This window comes from bacterium (assembly GCA_030018315.1).
Taxonomy (GTDB): Bacteria; Hydrothermota; UBA3073; order JACQXS01; family JAGMCI01; genus JASEGA01.
The window spans coordinates 1-19,290 of the sequence record JASEGA010000011.1 but is presented as its reverse complement, the minus strand read 5'-3'; the positions used below and the strand labels follow the sequence as shown (position 1 = coordinate 19,290).

Below are 19,290 nucleotides of genomic sequence, written 5' to 3'. Positions count from 1 at the left end.
AAACAAATCCGAAGGATCTGTGGAGAATTAATTTACACAAAATAACTGACTTAACTAGGAGGGTTGATGGATTTTAACGCTATCCAAATAAGGATAGCCTCGCCTGATACAATTCACAGCTGGTCAAAGGGGGAGGTAACAAAGGCTGAAACTATAAATTACCGGACTCAGAAGCCAGAGCGAGATGGTCTATTTTGCGAACATATATTTGGTCCCGTAAAGGACTATGAATGTAGTTGTGGTAAATATAAAGGGATAAGGTATCGTGGTATAATCTGTGAGCGTTGTAAGGTGGAAGTAACTCTTTCAAGGGTGCGTCGCGAGCGTATGGGTCATATAGAGCTAGCTTCACCTGTGGCGCATATTTGGTTTTATAAGGTCCCACCATCAAGGATGGGATTATTGTTAGACTTATCAGTGAATAAGATTGAAAGGGTAATCTACTACGAGTCTTACATCGTGATTCATCAGGGAAATACGCCTTATAAGAAAGGAACTTTACTATCAGAGATAGATTATGAAAGGATAATGAGTCAAAATCCTGATGGCTTTGTTGCAAAAATGGGAGCAAGTGCACTTATTGATCTATTAGCCGAACTTGACCTTGATGAACTATCAGCTAATCTAAAGATGCTTATAAAAGTAGAGACTGCACCGGAAAAGAGGAAAAAAATTCTTCAACGTCTTAAAATAGTGGAAGGCTTTAGGGTGTCGCAAACAGAGCCTAAATGGATGATACTCACAGTTTTACCTGTAATTCCTCCGGATTTACGTCCTCTTGTCCCACTTGAGGGCGGTAGATTTGCGACTTCAGATTTGAATGAGTTGTATAGAAGAATTATAACAAGGAATAATAGACTTAAAAATCTAATGGCCATTAAAGCGCCGGAAATAATTCTTAAGAATGAGAGAAGGATGCTACAGGAAGCAGTTGAAGCTCTGTTTGATAATTTGAGGCGTAGTACGCCAGTCAAAGGTAAAGGGGGACGGCCACTAAAGTCTCTATCCGATACTTTAAAAGGTAAGCAAGGCAGATTTAGGCGTAATTTATTAGGGAAGAGGGTAGATTATTCTGGTAGGTCGGTTATTGTGGTGGACCCTGAACTCCAAATCTATGAGTGTGGTATACCCAAAATAATGGCGCTTGAACTTTTTAAACCATTCATCATAAGAGAACTTGAGAAAGAAGGCTATGCCCAGTCAGTAAAGGTGGCAAGGAAACTACTTGAGGAGGGAGCAAAAGAGGTATGGGGTATCCTTGAGCGTATAGTGAAGAATAGGCCAGTGCTGTTAAATCGGGCACCGACATTACATAGACTTTCGTTACAAGCTTTTATGCCAAAATTAGTAGAAGGTAAAGCCATAAGGATATCGCCGCTAATCTGTGTCCCATTTAATGCAGATTTTGATGGTGACCAAATGGCAGTCCATGTCCCATTATCGGCTGAGGCGCAAATTGAGTCCCTTATTCTAATGCTTTCTGCAAATAATATTCTATCACCCGCTAATGGTAGTCCTATTTCTGTGCCAACTCAGGATGTTGTAGTAGGAGTGTATTGGCTGACAAAAGAAAAAGAAGGAGAGCCCACAGAGGGTAAAGTATTTGGGAGCGCTGATGAAGTAGTGGCGTATTACAATACGCATTTACAAGGAGAGGTGGCACTCCATACAAGGATAAGATACTGGGTCGGTGATAAGTTTATTAATACGACTATAGGAAGGGTAATCTTTAATCAGATTCTTCCAGAAGGGATGGAATTTGTTAATAAGACATTAGATAAAAATGAATTAAGAGAACTTATTAAGGCTATTTATATAAAGTTTGGAAGTTATGTAATAGTAAAGTTTCTTGACGATTTAAAAAGACTTGGTTACGAATACTCTACACAGTCCGGGTTAACTATAGGAATAAATGATATGATAATTCCTGAGCATAAGCATGAGATTATAGAGCGTGCACTTACGGAGGTCGAGCGGATTCAAGATGGATACAAGAAAGGGGTAATAACTGAAAGTGAAAGGTATAATACAGTTATAGATACTTGGATACATGCAACGAATCGGATTGAGAAGGAGACTCTGCGTGCACTTGAACAAGATAAGGGTGGTTTTAATCCATTATATATGATGGCTAAATCAGGTGCAAGAGGTAATATGGACCAAGTACGGCAGATTACAGGAGTTAGGGGACTTATGACAAGACCTAAGATGGGCGGCGAGGTAGGTGAAATTATAGAGACTCCTATAACTTCAAATTTTAGAGAAGGCTTAAATGTACTTGAATACTTCATATCTACTCATGGGGCAAGAAAAGGGCTAACAGATACTGCACTTAAGACTGCACAAGCAGGATATCTCACAAGGAAGCTTGTAGATGCAGTCCAAGATATCATAATAACTGAGGAAGATTGTGGTACAATTATGGGGATAGATGTTGGCCCAATAAAAGAAGGTGAGCAGATTATAGAGCCTATATCTGAACGCATTGAAGGTAGGTTTGTGCTTGAAGATGTGATTAACCCAATAACTTCACGTGTGATAGTATTTGGAGGGCAAGAAGTTACAGAGGATAAGGCTTTAGAGATTGAGGAATGTAGAATAGAAAAGGTGCGGATTAGGTCTGTGCTTACTTGTGAGGCGAAACGTGGAGTTTGTCAAAAGTGTTACGGTAGGAATCTTGCTACAGGTAGATTAGTAGAAATTGGTGAAGCGGTGGGTGTGGTAGCAGCTCAGTCAATTGGTGAACCCGGCACACAGTTAACACTACGCACATTCCATATAGGAGGGATAGCTACCCGAATAGCTAAGGAATCACAGATGAAGGCTCCACACGAAGGAAAGGTTAGATTTGAGAACTTAAAACTTTATACTCGGAAAGATGGAGTTCAGGTATGCGGCTTTAAAGATGGGAAAATTCACTTAGAACACAAGATGGGGAAGCTTTCTTACAAGGTCCCATACGGAGCGGCAGTTAGAGTGCAAGATGGTGAATTTGTACCTAAAGATAAGATTATGTTTGAATGGGACCCGTATTCATTTCCGATAATCTCTAATGCTGATGGAAATGTGAAGTTTTCTGGCTTAATAGAAAATGTTACATACAGACTAGAGTACGATGAACGAACAGGTAGAAAACAGCCAGTTGTGGTGGCTCACAGGAAGATTCATCCTGAATTACATGTGTGTAAGGATGGGAGTAAGCTTGGAAGTTACTTACTTCCTATAAAAGCGCATATACTTGTGCAAGATGGAGCAAAGGTATCTTCAGGTGATATACTTGCTAAGATTCCACGTGAAATTACAAAGACACGTGATATCACTGGCGGTCTTCCTAGAGTGATAGAACTATTCGAAGCTAGGCATCCAAATAATAAAGCAATTGTTACTGAGATTGATGGGATAGTGGAGTTTAAGCAACCAGAACATGGCTATAGAATTATTGCAATTCAGGGAACACATGAACAGAGGGCGTATCGTATTCCTTACGGAAAGCATCTGCTTGTCTATAATGGTGAGGAAGTTAAAGCGGGTGACAAGCTGACTGAAGGACCTATTGATCCGCACGATGTATTGAGAATAAAGGGAGTGCAAGCTGCACAGGAATTCCTTGTTAATCAGATTCAGGAAGTTTACAGACTGCAAGGGGTCAAGATAGATGATAAACATATAGGACTTGTTGTACGTCAGATGTTAGCTAGTGTACGGATAAAAGAGCCGGGTGACACAATGTTTGTTGAGGAAGAACTGGTCAACAAATTAAAGTTAATGGATGAGAATGATAAGATTGCAGAGCTCGGCGGTAAAGGGGCTACATTTGAGCCTATCCTTTTGGGCGTTACGCGCTCAATTCTGACTACGGATTCATTTATTTCAGCTGCCTCATTCCAGGAGACTACAAGAGTACTTACAGATGCCGCTATTCAAGGAAAAAAGGATACATTACTTGGAATGAAGGAAAATGTTTTAATGGGTAGCTTAATTCCGGCTGGAACAGGAGTGAGAGCATTACTTGCCTCGCTGAGTCCTCGCTGAGTCCCGTGGAAAGGCGGAGAGGAGACAGATGCCAACAATAAATCAACTGATAAGAAAGAGGAGGAGAGTCCAAAAGAGTAAATCTAAGGCACCCGCATTATTAGGTGCACCGCAAAGGAGGGGGGTGTGTACTAAAGTGTATACAGTTACACCAAAAAAACCAAACTCTGCTTTAAGGAAAGTAGCTAAGGTTAGACTTACAACTGGTGATGAAGTAATATGCTACATTCCAGGGGAAGGACACTCTTTACAAGAGCACTCAATTGTCCTTATTAAGGGAGGGAGGGTAAAAGATTTGCCAGGTGTTAAGTATCATGTAATTAGAGGGGCACTTGATGCTGTGGGAGTTGATGGCAGACGCCAGGGAAGGTCAAGATATGGAGTAAAAAGGCCTAAAGAAGGAACAAAATAATTGGTTTGGGTCTCCTGACCCAAACTATAGGCGGGTGTATAATCTTAAGTTCTCAACAATTTCTTGGGACAAAGGTAAAGTAAAAATACTTGACCAAACCCTACTACCTGCAAAAGTCTATTATCAAAATATTCAGACACATCTCGGAATAGCTGATGCAATTCAGAACCTTAAAATTAGAGGCGCACCATTAATAGGGGTAGCAGCTGCTTATGGGGTTGCACTTGCTGCATATAATTCAAAAGCCAAAAATTATCAGAAATTTAAGAAAGATGTTAAAGCTTCAATTGATATTCTTAAAAGTACACGCCCCACCGGATACAATCTATTTTCAACCTTAAAGCGGATGACTCAACTACTCAATGACTCACCGACTCAACAAGTCAACGAACTTAAATCACTTATTTTACAAGAAGCCCATCTTATCAAAAAAGAGGATGAAGAAATTTGTCAGAAAATAGGCGAAAATGGGTTACATCTTATCATTAATGGAGCACATATTTTGACGCATTGCAACGCTGGTGCACTCGCTACTGCCGGAATTGGAACTGCATTGGCGCCTGTCTATTTAGCAAAGAGGGATGGTAAAAAGCCAAAAGTGTTTGTCACAGAGACTAGACCAGTGCTACAAGGTGCTAGACTTACCGCTTGGGAGCTGTTACAAGCAGAAATTGAAGTTACTTTAATCTGTGACAGTGCAAAAGGAGCGCTTTTTAAGAATAAAAAAGTAGATATATGTATTGTTGGAGCTGATAGGATTGCTAAAAATGGAGATGTGGCTAATAAAATAGGGACATATACACTGGCAGTAATTGCTAAGATGCACAATGTACCATTTTATGTCGCTGCCCCTATTTCAAGCTTTGACAATACAATCTTATCTGGAGCACAAATTCCAATTGAAGAACGTAGCCCAGATGAGGTTAGAAAGATAGGAAATTTTGAAATAGCGCCCAGAGGAGTGGAAGTTTTTAATCCAGCATTTGATGTCACGCCGCATGAGTATATCACAGGATATATTACAGAAAATGGGATACAAAAGCCTCCTTTTAATTAGTATCTTATTTCCAATTAGTTTAAATGCAGTAGAAGAAAACGAACCTGAACCAGCTATTGACCTTATACCACCTGAAGCTAAAGAAGAGACCCTTAAAATATGGGAAATTAAGAGGTTTCCTTATTTATCTATTTGGTCAAACTTCGGTAAAAGTGAAATCGGTAAAATAAGTGAGGTTAAATTAGATATGCAGCCCGGAATAAACAGTTCATTTAATGCAAATTTTTTTAAAATTGAGGATAAAAATTCTATAGGATGTGGAATTGGAATGAGAAATATCACCCCCCCCTGTCATTCTGACCCTGAAATAACTTCAGGGGAAGAATCTATTAAAAGTATAATAGAAGTTGAGACCGAAGCTAAAAGATACAAAATAGGAAACACCGATGCTCGTATCTACTACTTAGCTAATAGTTCATCGTCCTTTTATATAAGGGAAAACATATTCAAAATTCTGAACTCAGCTTATTACGAAGCTGACCTTGTATGGGATGCCGCTTTCCTATTGGGTAGAAACCCATATGAGAACATATTTGTCGGATTAGGAGTTAGTATCCCTCATATAGCACCAGTTATTCAATTAAACTGGATGGTTAACGACTACTTTTCTATAAATACATCATATAGAAATAAAGAAGTTACAAGGACTCTTGAGAGTATATATATGAACCAGCCCTATGTAATACTAAACCCTGAACTTAAACAAGAACGATGGAATGCACTTGGCGATATCAAATTCATACTCGGCAATAATATAACTTTGGAAATAACTTATAAAGAGATAGAAAATGGAATTTATTGGACACAGGGTATGTTCGGTTCTACTGAATCTGTTAAACCAGTGAATGGAAATAAACAACATGAGTGGGGAGGGGGTGTCGATTTAAAATGGCAAAAAATTAAAAATACAGCCTATCTTACATATATACCTTTTAAAAAAAAATATGTGATCCCATTTGATTTTGTTTGTGAAACTTTTCTTCCTACCATCTCATTTATTAATACCTTTGAAATATTCTTCCCCTATAACATAATAATAGGATTAGAGAGTAAGTACACTGAAAAAAGGTATGTCATTCTGAACAAAGTGAAGAATCTCTATATGGATATAGGTCCTATGGCTAATTATTGGCTGTTTTCACCTTGTCTTTTAAAAAAGATAAAATATGGAGAAGTTTTCGTTAGATTGAATAATTTAACCAATACAAAATACGAAATCATTGAAGGAGTATATGGCCACGGCCGCTCTATTCAAGCAGGCTTCACACTCCAATGGTGCAGAATTTGAAATTTGAAATTTGTAATTTGTTTGACAGTTAAACTTTAATTTGATGAAGTTTTCACTGGAGAACTAAATGACAAAAAAATTAAATTACGAACTGTCTACTGTTGATGACGCTAAAGTGGTGGAGCTATCTAATGCTATAGGGATAACACCAGCCTTTGCACAAATACTTATAGCAAGAGGATATGAGAGTATAGACAAAGTTAACGAGTTCATTAACCCAAAATTTGAAAATTTAAGAGACCCATTTGAGTTACCCAATATGAAAATTGCAGTTGAAAGAGTTATAAATGCAGTTAAAAACAAAGAGCATATCATTGTTTGGGGACATGAAGATGCTGACGGAATGAGTGCTACAGCACTGCTTGTTAATGTGATTAGAGACATTGGTGGAATCGTTGAATGGTACATCCCAAAAAAGGATAGCCACGGACTTGACACAGACAAAGTCAACGAGTTAGTTTCAAAAGGCGTGACTCTCACAATCACAGTTGACTGCGGGAGCTCAAATACGAAACCAATTGATGGAATTGATATCATTATTACTGACCACCACGAGTTCCCTAAAGGAATACCACCAGTACAGGCTTTTATAAATCCTAAAAATAACTATAAATTTGACGACCTCGCAGGAGTTGGTGTCGCTTATAAATTAGCACAAGCTGTGGGAATGCAAAAAATGAATATTACAGCTTTGCAATGGAATTCTGCTACTCGTAAACTATTGCCACTTGTCCTTATCGGAACAATTGCAGATAAAGTTAAGTTAGTGAATGAGAATCGTGTATTTGTTAAGCTCGGAAACGAAGCTATTAAGGGCTCTATTTTTGAACGCATCGGTATATCTGAGACAATTAAGTTGCTCAACTCAGTAAGCAGACTTGACCCAAATCAAGGAGTTGAATTCCTGTTACATAACGATGAGCAAATACTATCAAAACTTGCTAATGCTAAAAAAGAACAGGACGAAAAAATAGAAGAAGCGTATCAGAAGTTAAGTGAACTCAAACCAATTACCAAAGGCGGCGTAGTAATTTACATTTTTGATGCAGCTCCTATAGACCCTGATGTTATAGGAATTTGTGCAGCTAGGGTAGCAAGTTACAAAGAGGCACCGTGTATTATTATAACTCAAAGAAAAGATGGAACCCTTGTAGGCGAATGCCGTGCACCTGAGGAATTTGACTTTATAAAATTACTTATGAAATTTGATGATATTCTCATTGACTGGGGTGGTCATAAGCTGGCAGCAGGGTTCTCAATGGAAGCTAACAGATTGAAAGAATTTAAGAAACGAGTAGCTAAACTTTTATCGGGTAGTTTTGGGGCTCCTGACCCAAAACTAGTAGCTATAAAAATAGACGCAGAAGTCAAACAAGAGGAAATTACACCTAATTTTTTGAACGAATTGAAACTACTTGAGCCATATGGACCGGAGAACACAGAACCTTTATTACTTACAAGAAAACTCAAAAGAGGAAAGATGGAGTGGCTTGATTCACTCCCTGACGGCGAGTTCGACATCATATGGACAATAAAAAATAGAAAACCACAACTTGTATCCAAGATAGATTGAGTTATGAAAACTCATAGACGATACCAAATGACAAAAAACACAAATTCAAAACAGTATGATGTTTTGTTTGTAATTTGTAATTTATTTGTAACTTGGTGCTTAGGATTTGGAATTTGTTTTAAAAATTGGAGGTAATATGAACATACCAATTGTTGACTTGAGAGCCCAATACCTATCTATAAAGTCTGAAATAGATAGCGCAATTAAAAGAGTCATTGACTCAATGGACTTTGTTGGAGGAGATGAAATTTCAAAATTTGAGACTGAATTTGCAAACTTTTGTGGAGCTAAATATGGAGTTGCTACAGCATCTGGGTCAACTGCTTTAGACTTGGCGCTTCTTGCATTTGGAATTGGAGAAGGAGATGAAGTGATTACCACACCATTTACATTTATTGCTACAACTGAAGCTATCACACACGTTGGCGCCAAGATAGTGTTTGCAGATATTGAACCCAAATCATATAATATTAATACCGATGAAATTAAACAAAAAATTACAAAACGCACTAAAGCCATAATACCAGTCCACATTTTTGGCCACCCTTGTGATATGGAACCAATCATTAAACTTGCTAATGAACACAACTTAATAGTAATAGAAGATGCTGCTCAAGCACATGGTGCAGAATACAAAGGAAAGAGAGTTGGCAGCTTTGGCGATGCCGCATGCTTCTCATTTTATCCAGGTAAAAATCTGGGTGCATACGGACACTGTGGGATGGTTGTTACTAATAATGAAAAGATTGCTGATAAGGTCAGATTGCTTGCCTGTCATGGCCAACATAAAAAATATATGTACGAAATGGAAGGCTATAATTACCGCGCTGATAGTATACAGACGGCAATTTTAAGAGTTAAACTGAAAAGACTTGAAGAATGGAATGAAAAACGAAGAAGAAATGCAAAGTTATACAATACATTGCTTGAAGACACTACAATCATTACTCCAAAAGAGCTTCAGGATGCTAAACATGTTTATCATTTATATACGATTAGAACTAAACACAGAGAGAAACTCGCAAAGTGGCTTAAATCAAAAGGAATAGATACAGCTATACATTACCCTATACCTCTGCATTTACAGCCTGCATACAAATATCTCGGATATAAAGAGGGAAGCTTTACAGTTGCTGAAGAATGCTGTACTCAAGTTTTATCACTGCCAATGTTCGCTGAACTCACAGAGGAACAGATTGAACTCATTGTGAAAGAGATTAAACAAGCTAGTTTACAATAAAAAAAAATAATAGAAAATTGATAAAATACATAATAATTTTACACACCATAGCCTGTGGAGTATCAATACTCTATAAAGATTAGAAATTAAGAGAAAAAATGAATGCCCATAAATTGGCTCGGGACTTGATGTGAAAAATTTAGAAAAATAAAGAATGAAAAAGAATTTTGTAGAAAATATATTAATATAGGGTGAAATGTGAAATCTGAAATTTGGAATTTTTATTGAGAGATGTGGCTTAATTTTCCAGTCAAAATTGTAGGTAAAATCAAAACTACACCAGAACAGGCAAAACGAATGTTCGGATTCAATATGAAAAAAGACGCTACCGGAATATTCTTTCAAAGAAGAGGTAACCGGATATGTATTTGTAACCTTGTAAAAAGGAAAAACCCTAAAACTGAAAAACAGCAAATCATAAGAACAAAATTTGCTACACTCGGAAAGATTACGCATAAATACAAAAAAGAAATCATACACAAAATTTGGAACCCTATAGCAAAGCATAAGTATTTCTCAGGACAGACTATGTTTATAGCCGTCAATATGAGAGAACTTGGTAACCCACCTATATGGACAAATATGAAAATAGCAGATGGTGAAATAGAACCACCAAAGATATTGAAGGCTACATGTGAAGGTAAAACAGTGAAAATACAGATCAAAAATGCATATGACAAAGAGGTCGGCATAGCAGTGATGGAGACAGAGAATTTTAACCTATACCACTTTAATCCGAGACACTATTCTACTATGCCAATAGAGATAAAACTGGATAAGGAAGTACATAAGCCTATCCTGTATGTATACTTTAAAAAGGGTAAACAATACTCACAATCAGTCAGTTATTCAGTACTTAAGATTTGTTTGTAATTTGAAATTTGGAATTTGTAATTTGTTTAGGATTTAGTATTTAGGATTTAGAATTTGTCATTATAGCTATGGCTAAATATTTCGGCTCAGCATTTGGCACAATTACAGGTAAAATTGGGAACTTGGTATTTCAGAGACATGGAAAAACAAGAGTTATCAAGATGCATAACCCATACCCTAAGGATAGGGGCTCAATGAACACAATGAATAAACTAATTAAACACAAGATAGAGGAGAGTGAAGTTAACATACGTAGAATTAACACAAAGATAGTATTCGGAACAGTGAGTTTCATATATTCACAACTAAAGCCAATAATCGAGGAACCATGGCGAATACTAATACAGCAAAAAAAGAATATCACTCATTACGACCTATTTATGAAGTACAATACAAGCCCACTATATCAGTCAATACCAGACAAACAAAGACTTATATCTTACACAAATATGCCAAAACTGAAATCAATTATAATTACTGAAGGTGACCTGCTCGAACAGACACAAATAACCAAAGCAAAATATACTACTTCAACAGGTAAACTACAAATAGAGTGGACTACAAATACATTACTTAAGGGAAAAACAGAAGATAACGCTCATATTGTACCTATTTACTGGAAGCAAACAAAAAAATTAACATTCAAACCATGGAAAAAGATTAAAATATGGATACCTGTACTACCAGCCGCTAAGAGAAAAGATGGTAAAGCTACTATCTACATAGAACCTAAACTTACACTATCTATTAACACACAACTCATCATATTCTTATTCTTCACATCCAATGCCATTTACTCACGTAGCATTGCAACACAAATCACACAATAAAATAACAAACATTCTTAATTTGAAATTTGAAATTTGTAATTTGTAATAAACAAAAAATTGCCTGCAACTTTATTTATCACGAATATTGAAACTAACAAACCCAACCACTCTGACAGAATTACGATTTTACTCGCTTTGTTGAATAAATATTTTGGGTACCTTTGATTTTCAACCTCTGACTTGGTTTTAGACAATTTTGACCTTGTTATTATGAACGAAGTGAAGAATCTCATAAATCGATGTCAATCAAGGTGTTGCAAGTTTTGTAAAGCGAATTATTCAATAAAGCAGATTTTACTTGACTTTTTCTAAAATCGTATATATATATTAACGATGAAGTATCTATTAATTTTAATCCCTATTTTTATTTTTGGCTGTAAAACAAAGGAAAAAGAAACAGTTCAACCGCATAGGGAAGCTGATGAGATAGTGATGAACTTTGAACTTGTTGAGACAGTTAAAGGGATTTCAAATTTTAGACTTAAAGCAAATAAAGCGCTATCATACAAAGATAGGACTGTTGTCTATGGAGTTACACTCGTATTTTATAAGGGTGGAGCCCCTTACGCTACACTCGCTTCGGATAGTGGAGTCTTATTTATCCCTTCTAATGATATGGAAGCGATGGGAAATGTTAAAGTTGTTGGAATAGATGGCACTGTGCTTGAAACTGAGATGATAAAATGGGTTAATGCAATTAATAAAATAATGACTGAGGATAAGGTTATTATTACAACAAAAGAGAATAAAAAAATTGAAGGCAGATGCTTTGAAAGCGACCCAGGGCTATCTCATATAAAACTTAAGGAAACTTATGGGTATGGTGATTAGTTTATTCATTACATTAGATGGCATTGCAAGTCCCGATTTAGCGGGACAAAGCAATCTATTTCCTAAATATGTTGCAAAAGCGGATAGCTCGGTACTGGTTGATTCTATCACTTACCTTTATGGAAATGTGAATTTTACGCATAAGGATTTAAAAATAAAGGCAAAAAAAGGAGTTATTACTAAGGATAAGGTCATAGCTATTGATTCAGTAGATGTATTATCCAGAGGATCACGTGGAAAAGGAGAACTTAAAATACTGACTGACTCGTGTGAATACTTCTGGAATAAGGAAATTAAATTATATAATGGATTTGAGGCACACAAAGAACATGAGCTCTTAATAGGAGAGAGGGGAAAATATTTTGAAAATAAATTATGGCTATATGAGGATGTAAAATATATAAACGAGGCTGACAGTATGACAGTATGCGGAGACGAGTGTTTCTATAATTTGGATACTAATTATGGGATAATGACTCTATTACCTAAATTTGAAGCCCATACCGATTCCATTGAAATTACAGGTGATACTATAAAACTTTTTAGCGATACTTTAGCACAAGTTAATCGTAATGTCACTATTAAATTAAGTTCAATTGTGTGCCATGCTGATAGCTTATCATATTTCATAAAAAGAAACGAAACTTTTCTTTACGGGAGCCCATGGATTGTGTCTGACACAGACAGCCTTGGAGGAGATGAGCTTAAGATTATACTTAACAAGAGAAAGGTTGATAAGATTATTGTTGGAGGTAGAGTCTGGGGGACAAGATGGAGATTTTAAGAACTGAATCTCTTTCTAAAAGTTACAAACGGAGAAAAGTGGTAGATAATGTGGAACTTGAGCTTAAAAGGGGTGAAGTTGTTGGGCTACTTGGTCCAAATGGCGCAGGAAAGACGACTACTTTTTATATGGTTATAGGACTTATTGCTCCAGAATATGGGAAAGTATTTATTAATGGGAAAGATATTACTTATGAGCCTATGCACAGAAGAGCTAAGATGGGGATTGGGTATTTGCCACAGGAGGCATCTATTTTTAGGAAGCTGACTGTTGAGCAAAATATTATGGCTGTACTAGAAATTGTTGAGACATCACATAAAGTTAGAAGCGATAGACTTGAACAGATTATATCAATGCTCGGTATAGACAAGATTAGAAAACAATTAGGAAATAGAATTTCAGGTGGTGAAAGGAGGAGGGTTGAAATTGGGAGAGTGCTTGCAATAAACCCAACTTACTTACTGTTAGATGAGCCATTTACAGGAGTTGACCCTATTGTACGTGAGGATATACAACAGATAATTAAAGAACTGAAAACACAGGGAATTGGAATACTTGTCACAGACCATAATGTGAGAGAGACACTTGAAATTACTGACCGTGCATATATAATGTATGAGGGTAAGATACTGATGTCAGGTAGTTCAAGTGAATTAGTTGAAGACCCTACTGCAAGAAAGTTATACCTGGGTGAAAAATTTAGATTATGAGACTTGAACACAGGTTAGAATTTAGGTTAGCACAGGTTTTATTGGCAAGGCTTAATTTACTTGAGTTGCCACAACTTGAGTTGCGACAACTAATTGAGCAAAAAATTGAAGAAAACCCAGTTCTGGAAAGAGAACCAGAAGAAAGGGAGCTTCCATTACCAGAAGATATAGACGATTGGGATAAGTATCCAAAATCTGTAGACTATAACCCGACTGAAGAAAGAGAGATGCCAGTGATTGCACCTAAACCTACACTTAAAGAATACCTGTTATCACAGCTTAGAGTTACACTTAAAGAGCCTAATCTTATTAAAATTGGTGAGTACATAATTTACTCACTTAATGAAGACGGATATTTACCAATATCAACAAAAGAGATTGCTGAAGCTTTAGCCAAAGGATCATGTGGACAAGTAGACCAAAAGAGTGTTGAACTTATACTTGAACAGATTCAGGAATTTGACCCAATTGGAGTGGCTGCTAGGAACTTACAAGAGTGCTTACTTATACAGCTCAGAGCTAAACAAAGGACTTCAAAGAATGCTATAAAAATAGTTGAAAAATTCTTTAAAGAGTTCATGGATAAAAATTACAAAAAAATTATGAAAGAGATGAAAATTTCAGTCTCTGAATTAGAAGATGCAATACAGCGGATTAAATCGTGTAGACCTAAACCCGGTAGAATATGGGAAGGCGAGGCTACTTATGTTTTGCCAGATTTAGTAGTTGAACACAACATGGATGGATGGGTTGTCTCATTAGTGGAGGATTGGATACCAAAAATTAAGTTGTCGGATTCATATCGGCAAATGCTCAGAAATCCTGCCAAGCTCAATGCACAGGAAATTGGATATATTAAGAAGAAATGGAACGAAGCCAATCTTTTAATTAAAGGGATAGAAAAAAGAAGAGAGACATTGACTGCTATCGCAGACTATATTACAAAAAGGGGAATTGACTTCTTGACACATAAGACCAATTTTTTCAAATCAATTACTATGCAAAAAGTGGCAGCAGCTATAGGGAGGGATACATCTACTATATCAAGGGCAATTAAAGGAAAGTGGATACAACTGCCTGACGGTATCTTTGAGCTCAAGAGCTTTTTTTCGGGTAGAAAGATAAAAAGCTACGCAGAAATATTGTACAAGATAAAAGAGTTAGTTGACAAAGAAGACAAAGCTTGCCCATTGAAAGATAAAGAAATTATGAACATTTTAAAAAAAGAAAAATTTGATATTGCAAGAACTACTATAGTAAAATATAGAGCTCAACTCGGAATACCAGCCGCTGATAAGAGAAGAGTCAGCTATTAATTTGTAATCTGAAATATGTAATTCGTAATCTGTAGTTTTTACAGCCTGTTAACATTCGCCTTATTCAATAAAATTTAGACGCCCCTGCTTAAAAATTCTTGCTAATTAATTATTTTATGATAAATTGTTTATATATTAAATCAGATGGAGAATTATTTAATTGTAAAGACAAAGATTACCCCACCTAAGCTTGGTAAAAATATACTTAAACGACAAAGACTGTTAGACTTACTTCGTGATAATCTGGATAAGAAACTTGTCCTAATCTCAGCTGACGCTGGCTATGGGAAGACGACACTAATTTCAGACTTGGCGTCAGAGATTGAGCAACATAGAAAAGCATGGCATACTATAGATAAAGGTGATGCTGACTTTGTGGTCTTTATGTCTTATCTTGTAGAAAGTATTAGCCAAGCTTATCCAAATTTTGGTAATAAAACTAAGATTGTGATTAAGAATATAAAGGAGATATCTCCTAACATTGAAATTTTAGTTGGTACATTCATTAATGAACTCATAGACACTTTAAAGGATGAGCTCTTTGTATTCATAGATGACTATCAGGAGGTAAGTGAATCAAAGCCAATAAACGATGCTTTAAACTATCTTATCGAGCATCAGCCTCAAAAATTACATCTGATTATCTCAACCCGCACTTTACCTACTATTCAATTAGCAAAGTTAACTGCAAAACAGCAATTATTTGCACTAAAAAAAGAGGAGCTGCAATTCACGGAAGAAGAGGTAAAAGCTCTCTTTAACGATATTTACCATACGGAGGTTCCAGAGGTAGAATTGAGCAAGATTGAAGAGTATACTAAAGGCTGGATTACTGCACTTCAGCTTATATTACAGGAATTGAGCTATAAAAAAACAGATGAAGTGATAGATGTTTACTCAAAAGCTGGTAAAAGAGCATTTGAATATTTTGGTAATGAGATAATCCAGAAACTACCAGAAAAACTGCAATCTTTTCTGTTTAAATCATCTATTTTGGAATCAATGGACCCAAGACTCTTAAACAATTTACTTGAAATAAATAACTCAGATGAGACATTAAATTCGCTAATGGAACTTAATCTTTTCGTCTCTACCGTTCCCGGTGAGAAGGATGTCTATAAGTATCACCCACTTTTTAGAGATTTTTTAATGAATCAGCTAAACAAAATTTTTGGCAAAGAGTTAATTAAAGATTTGTATCAAAAAGCTGCTACATACTTTGCTCGGGTAGGTGATATAGAAAGTGCAATTTCCTATTGGCTTGCTTCAGAGTGCTGGAAGGAAGCAGCGGCCCTTATAGAAAAAGTGGCAGGTGATAGGCTTAATAAGGGAAGAATAGACACAGTTAATAATTGGATAAATAGTTTACCACAAGATTTGGTAGATAATCATCCTTGGCTTTTGGCTTATAAGGGCGAAATACTTTATAGGTGGGGCGAATGGGATGATGCATTGCAAATGTTTGAGAAGGCGAAGAAAATCTTTGAAAAGAGAGATAATAAGCTTGGATTATCCTACTCACTTAGTTGGATTGGAACAATAGCTATCAATCGAGGGGACGCAAGTGAAGGACTGAAGATTGAGAAAGATGCTATGTACTTGATACAAGAGGAAGAACACCTTCTCAAGGCAGAGATATTAAGCGAAATGAGTCGTGCTTTGCGAAGAATGGGTGAATACAAGGAAGCAATTAGAAATCTAACCAGAGCGCTTTCTTTATGTAAAAAAATAGAGAATTTACCTCTTCAAACCAAAATATTGCATAACATGGGGGCGATTTATTACTGTCAAGGCGATTTTACTCGCGTAGACCGAAGCTATAAGGAGATTATAGAAATATATAGCAAGACCCCCTTTCTATGGACGGGAACTGCCTATAATAATATGGCTGAGCTCTCATTGATGAAAGGAGATTATCCTCAGTGTAAAACATGGTTAGAGAAAGGTATCAAAACTTGTAAAGATTTTAATGATAAAGGGGGATTAGCGCATGCTTATTTGGTAATGGGTGAGATGCTGGGCGAAACAGAAGAATACGAGTCTGCTATGAAAAAGTATCAAGAAGCATTGACGCTTAATTTGGAGCTTAAAGATAAGGAGACAGAAAGCGAGTGTTTGGAAGGTATTGCCAAGCTATATTTGCTTCAAGGTGATTATTATCGTGCAGAGCAATACATTAACAAAACATTGAAAGCTGTCGAAAAAAGTGATAAGAGTTTGCGGTTTGCCCAAGTGCTTATGACCCAAAGTGAGATTGAAATAGCAACCGGAGCTTTCGAAAAAGCCGAAAGTACTTTGTTGAAATCCCTCCATATAATTGAAAATCTTGATGCTAATTACGATTTAATGCAGGTTTACTTTTGGCTGGCTCAACTTTATCTTAAAAAAGCACTGCCGAGTGTCATTGCAAGGAGCAAAACGACGAAGCAATCTCAAGAAGAACAGAGGCTAATGCATTACATGAAAAAGACACTGAGCATAGCAAGGAAGCATGGGTATGACTACTTTTTAATTAAAAATTGTAGACATAATCCTTCTTTTCTTGATTTTGCAGTTAGGAACAAAATTGAACCCCGATACGCAATTTTTATACTATCACAGATTGGTCCTCCTGTATTTGATACTCTAACTTCGTTGTTTGAAATAAAAGACGAATCAATCCAAAGATGGGTAATAGAAGGATTAGTCCACCTTGGGCGGATTGGGGATGAGCAAACATTACATTGGCTAGAAAAATGTAGGGGTTTGATTAATCAAACCCCTACTATCGGAAAACAGGCACTTAAGGAAAATATTTCTTCAGCAATTAACCGTCTCAAAAAAGTAAAGAGAGCTCCAAAAGAAGTAGTTTATGCGCCTGAAAAGGAAGTAAAGTATAGATTTAAAGATATAATAGGTGAACATCCTAAAATGCAGGAATTATATTCCATTTTAGACAAGGTAATTGATACAGATGCAACAGTCTTAATTACTGGGGAAACAGGTACAGGCAAAGAACTGGTTGCAGGAGCTATACACTACAATGGTAAACGAAAGAATAATAAATTTATCGCTTTAGCTTGTGGTGCTTTACCTGAGACCTTATTAGAGAGTGAACTATTTGGTTATGTAAAAGGTGCATTTACTGGAGCAGTAAGTACAAAGAAAGGCTTATTTGAAGAAGCAGATGGGGGTACCTTATTTCTGGACGATGTTGCTAATTTGACTCCAGGAATACAAGCGAAACTATTAAGGGTATTAGAGGATAAGGAGATAAGACCTGTAGGTGGGGTATCTTCAAAGAAAGTAAATGTCCGCATTATTGCTTCTACAAATAAAGAGCTTGAAAAAGAGGTAAAAGAAGGTAGATTCAGGGAAGACTTATACTATCGCTTAGCTGTGGTTAAGATTGAATTGCCGTCTCTTAGAGAGCGAAAAAGTGACATACCTTTATTAGCACAACATTTCTTAAAAAAATACTCAACTCAAATAGGCAAAGAAATCAAAGGCTTTGAAAAAGAGGTAATAGATTTACTACTCGCTTATAACTGGCCAGGGAATGTTAGAGAACTTGAGCACGAGATTGAAAGGGCTGTAGTTTTATGTCGTGATAATATAATTAGAGCTGATAATCTCCGCATAGCTACGCCTGTGAAAGAAGAAATAATGAGTGAGGAGCAACGAATGATTATAAATGCTATCGCAAAGACTGGCGGAAATAAAACTAAAGCTGCAAAAATAATTGGCTGGAGTAGATGGAAATTATACCGAAGGATGAAAGCTCTTAACCTACATTAATTAGATGTAGAGCATATTAGCGCAATATCGCACACTCCCCGTGCGGATATGCTACAGTTTAATTCCATTTTATAAGTCTCTTTTGACTTTATAAAAAATTTTTTATAAACTTATCCCCTTGTTTTTCAATAGGTTATGAATTTGAAAAATTGAGCCGTAGATAATTTGACACAGATTTTGCTATATAAATCATTAGGTCATGGAGAAAGATACTGTATTTGCTTATTGGGTTGAAAATTATAATGTGGTGAAAGACTCACTTTTTAAAGGATATAAGGTAGAGGAGATCAAGAAGCTAACGGGTTTAAGTGAAGAAAGTATTAGGAAATATGAGGAGATTGTTAATTCCAATTATTTAATAATAAAAAAGGAGAATTACAAGAAGGTGTAAGATGAAGAGGATTTTGGGATTTTTTGTGGGTTTGGACAAACTCTGTAGAAACAGACCTTTGGGTCTGTTAAAAAGTTATGGCACTTGTAAATCCTTTGCTAAAAAGGGTATACAGATGCCGAAAGGGAGGTGTAAAATGTTGAAACGTAGCGGAAATCCCGCTCTTGCAGGGAAGA

14 protein-coding genes are annotated in these 19,290 nt (G+C 36.4%); all 14 read left to right on the top strand.

Going from position 1 to position 19,290, the window contains the following annotated elements:
* The first annotated feature begins 66 nt into the window (after window positions 1-66).
* The 14 genes from rpoC (at window position 67) to QMD71_04845 (ending at window position 19,114) form a co-directional block, all read left to right on the top strand.
* Complete coding sequence (rpoC, locus tag QMD71_04910) at window positions 67-4,032, top strand: DNA-directed RNA polymerase subunit beta' (GenBank protein MDI6840176.1); 3,966 nt, start codon at window positions 67-69, stop codon at window positions 4,030-4,032.
* A 28-nt stretch (window positions 4,033-4,060) separates the two neighbouring features.
* Window positions 4,061-4,444, top strand: a complete 384-nt coding sequence (gene rpsL / locus QMD71_04905) for a 30S ribosomal protein S12 (GenBank protein ID MDI6840175.1) — start codon at window positions 4,061-4,063, stop codon at window positions 4,442-4,444.
* 34 nt (window positions 4,445-4,478) lie between these two features.
* On the top strand, window positions 4,479-5,501 hold the full coding sequence (mtnA, locus tag QMD71_04900) for an S-methyl-5-thioribose-1-phosphate isomerase (GenBank protein MDI6840174.1): 1,023 nt from the start codon (window positions 4,479-4,481) through the stop codon (window positions 5,499-5,501).
* Window positions 5,473-6,789 (top strand): hypothetical protein, encoded by a 1,317-nt coding sequence (locus QMD71_04895; GenBank protein ID MDI6840173.1) that lies wholly within the window; start codon window positions 5,473-5,475, stop codon window positions 6,787-6,789. Before mtnA ends, QMD71_04895 begins: the two co-directional genes overlap by 29 nt.
* A gap of 67 nt (window positions 6,790-6,856) precedes the next feature.
* Window positions 6,857-8,362 (top strand): DHH family phosphoesterase, encoded by a 1,506-nt coding sequence (locus tag QMD71_04890; protein MDI6840172.1) that lies wholly within the window; start codon window positions 6,857-6,859, stop codon window positions 8,360-8,362.
* A gap of 136 nt (window positions 8,363-8,498) precedes the next feature.
* Window positions 8,499-9,602 carry a DegT/DnrJ/EryC1/StrS family aminotransferase gene (locus tag QMD71_04885; protein MDI6840171.1) on the top strand — a complete coding sequence of 368 codons (1,104 nt, stop codon included), beginning with the start codon at window positions 8,499-8,501 and terminating at the stop codon, window positions 9,600-9,602.
* Window positions 9,603-9,833: 231 nt separating this feature from the next.
* Window positions 9,834-10,475, top strand: a complete 642-nt coding sequence (locus QMD71_04880) for a hypothetical protein (protein MDI6840170.1) — start codon at window positions 9,834-9,836, stop codon at window positions 10,473-10,475.
* Between the two features lie 68 nt (window positions 10,476-10,543).
* Window positions 10,544-11,305: a hypothetical protein gene (locus QMD71_04875; GenBank protein ID MDI6840169.1), complete on the top strand. Its 762-nt coding sequence runs from the start codon at window positions 10,544-10,546 to the stop codon at window positions 11,303-11,305.
* 333 nt (window positions 11,306-11,638) lie between these two features.
* The gene (gene lptC / locus QMD71_04870) at window positions 11,639-12,136 is read left to right on the top strand and encodes an LPS export ABC transporter periplasmic protein LptC (GenBank protein ID MDI6840168.1); all 498 of its coding nucleotides are present in this window, start codon (window positions 11,639-11,641) and stop codon (window positions 12,134-12,136) included.
* The gene (locus QMD71_04865) at window positions 12,120-12,920 is read left to right on the top strand and encodes a hypothetical protein (GenBank protein MDI6840167.1); all 801 of its coding nucleotides are present in this window, start codon (window positions 12,120-12,122) and stop codon (window positions 12,918-12,920) included. Before lptC ends, QMD71_04865 begins: the two co-directional genes overlap by 17 nt.
* Window positions 12,908-13,630 carry an LPS export ABC transporter ATP-binding protein gene (gene lptB / locus QMD71_04860; protein ID MDI6840166.1) on the top strand — a complete coding sequence of 241 codons (723 nt, stop codon included), beginning with the start codon at window positions 12,908-12,910 and terminating at the stop codon, window positions 13,628-13,630. Before QMD71_04865 ends, lptB begins: the two co-directional genes overlap by 13 nt.
* A complete protein-coding gene (gene rpoN, locus QMD71_04855; protein MDI6840165.1) occupies window positions 13,627-14,946 on the top strand; it encodes an RNA polymerase factor sigma-54 in 1,320 nt (439 codons plus the stop codon). The genes lptB and rpoN overlap by 4 nt, the downstream gene beginning before the upstream one ends.
* 144 nt (window positions 14,947-15,090) lie before the next feature.
* Window positions 15,091-18,723 carry a sigma 54-interacting transcriptional regulator gene (locus tag QMD71_04850; GenBank protein ID MDI6840164.1) on the top strand — a complete coding sequence of 1,211 codons (3,633 nt, stop codon included), beginning with the start codon at window positions 15,091-15,093 and terminating at the stop codon, window positions 18,721-18,723.
* A gap of 199 nt (window positions 18,724-18,922) precedes the next feature.
* Complete coding sequence (locus tag QMD71_04845; GenBank protein MDI6840163.1) at window positions 18,923-19,114, top strand: hypothetical protein; 192 nt, start codon at window positions 18,923-18,925, stop codon at window positions 19,112-19,114.
* The last annotated feature ends 176 nt before the right edge of the window (window positions 19,115-19,290 follow it).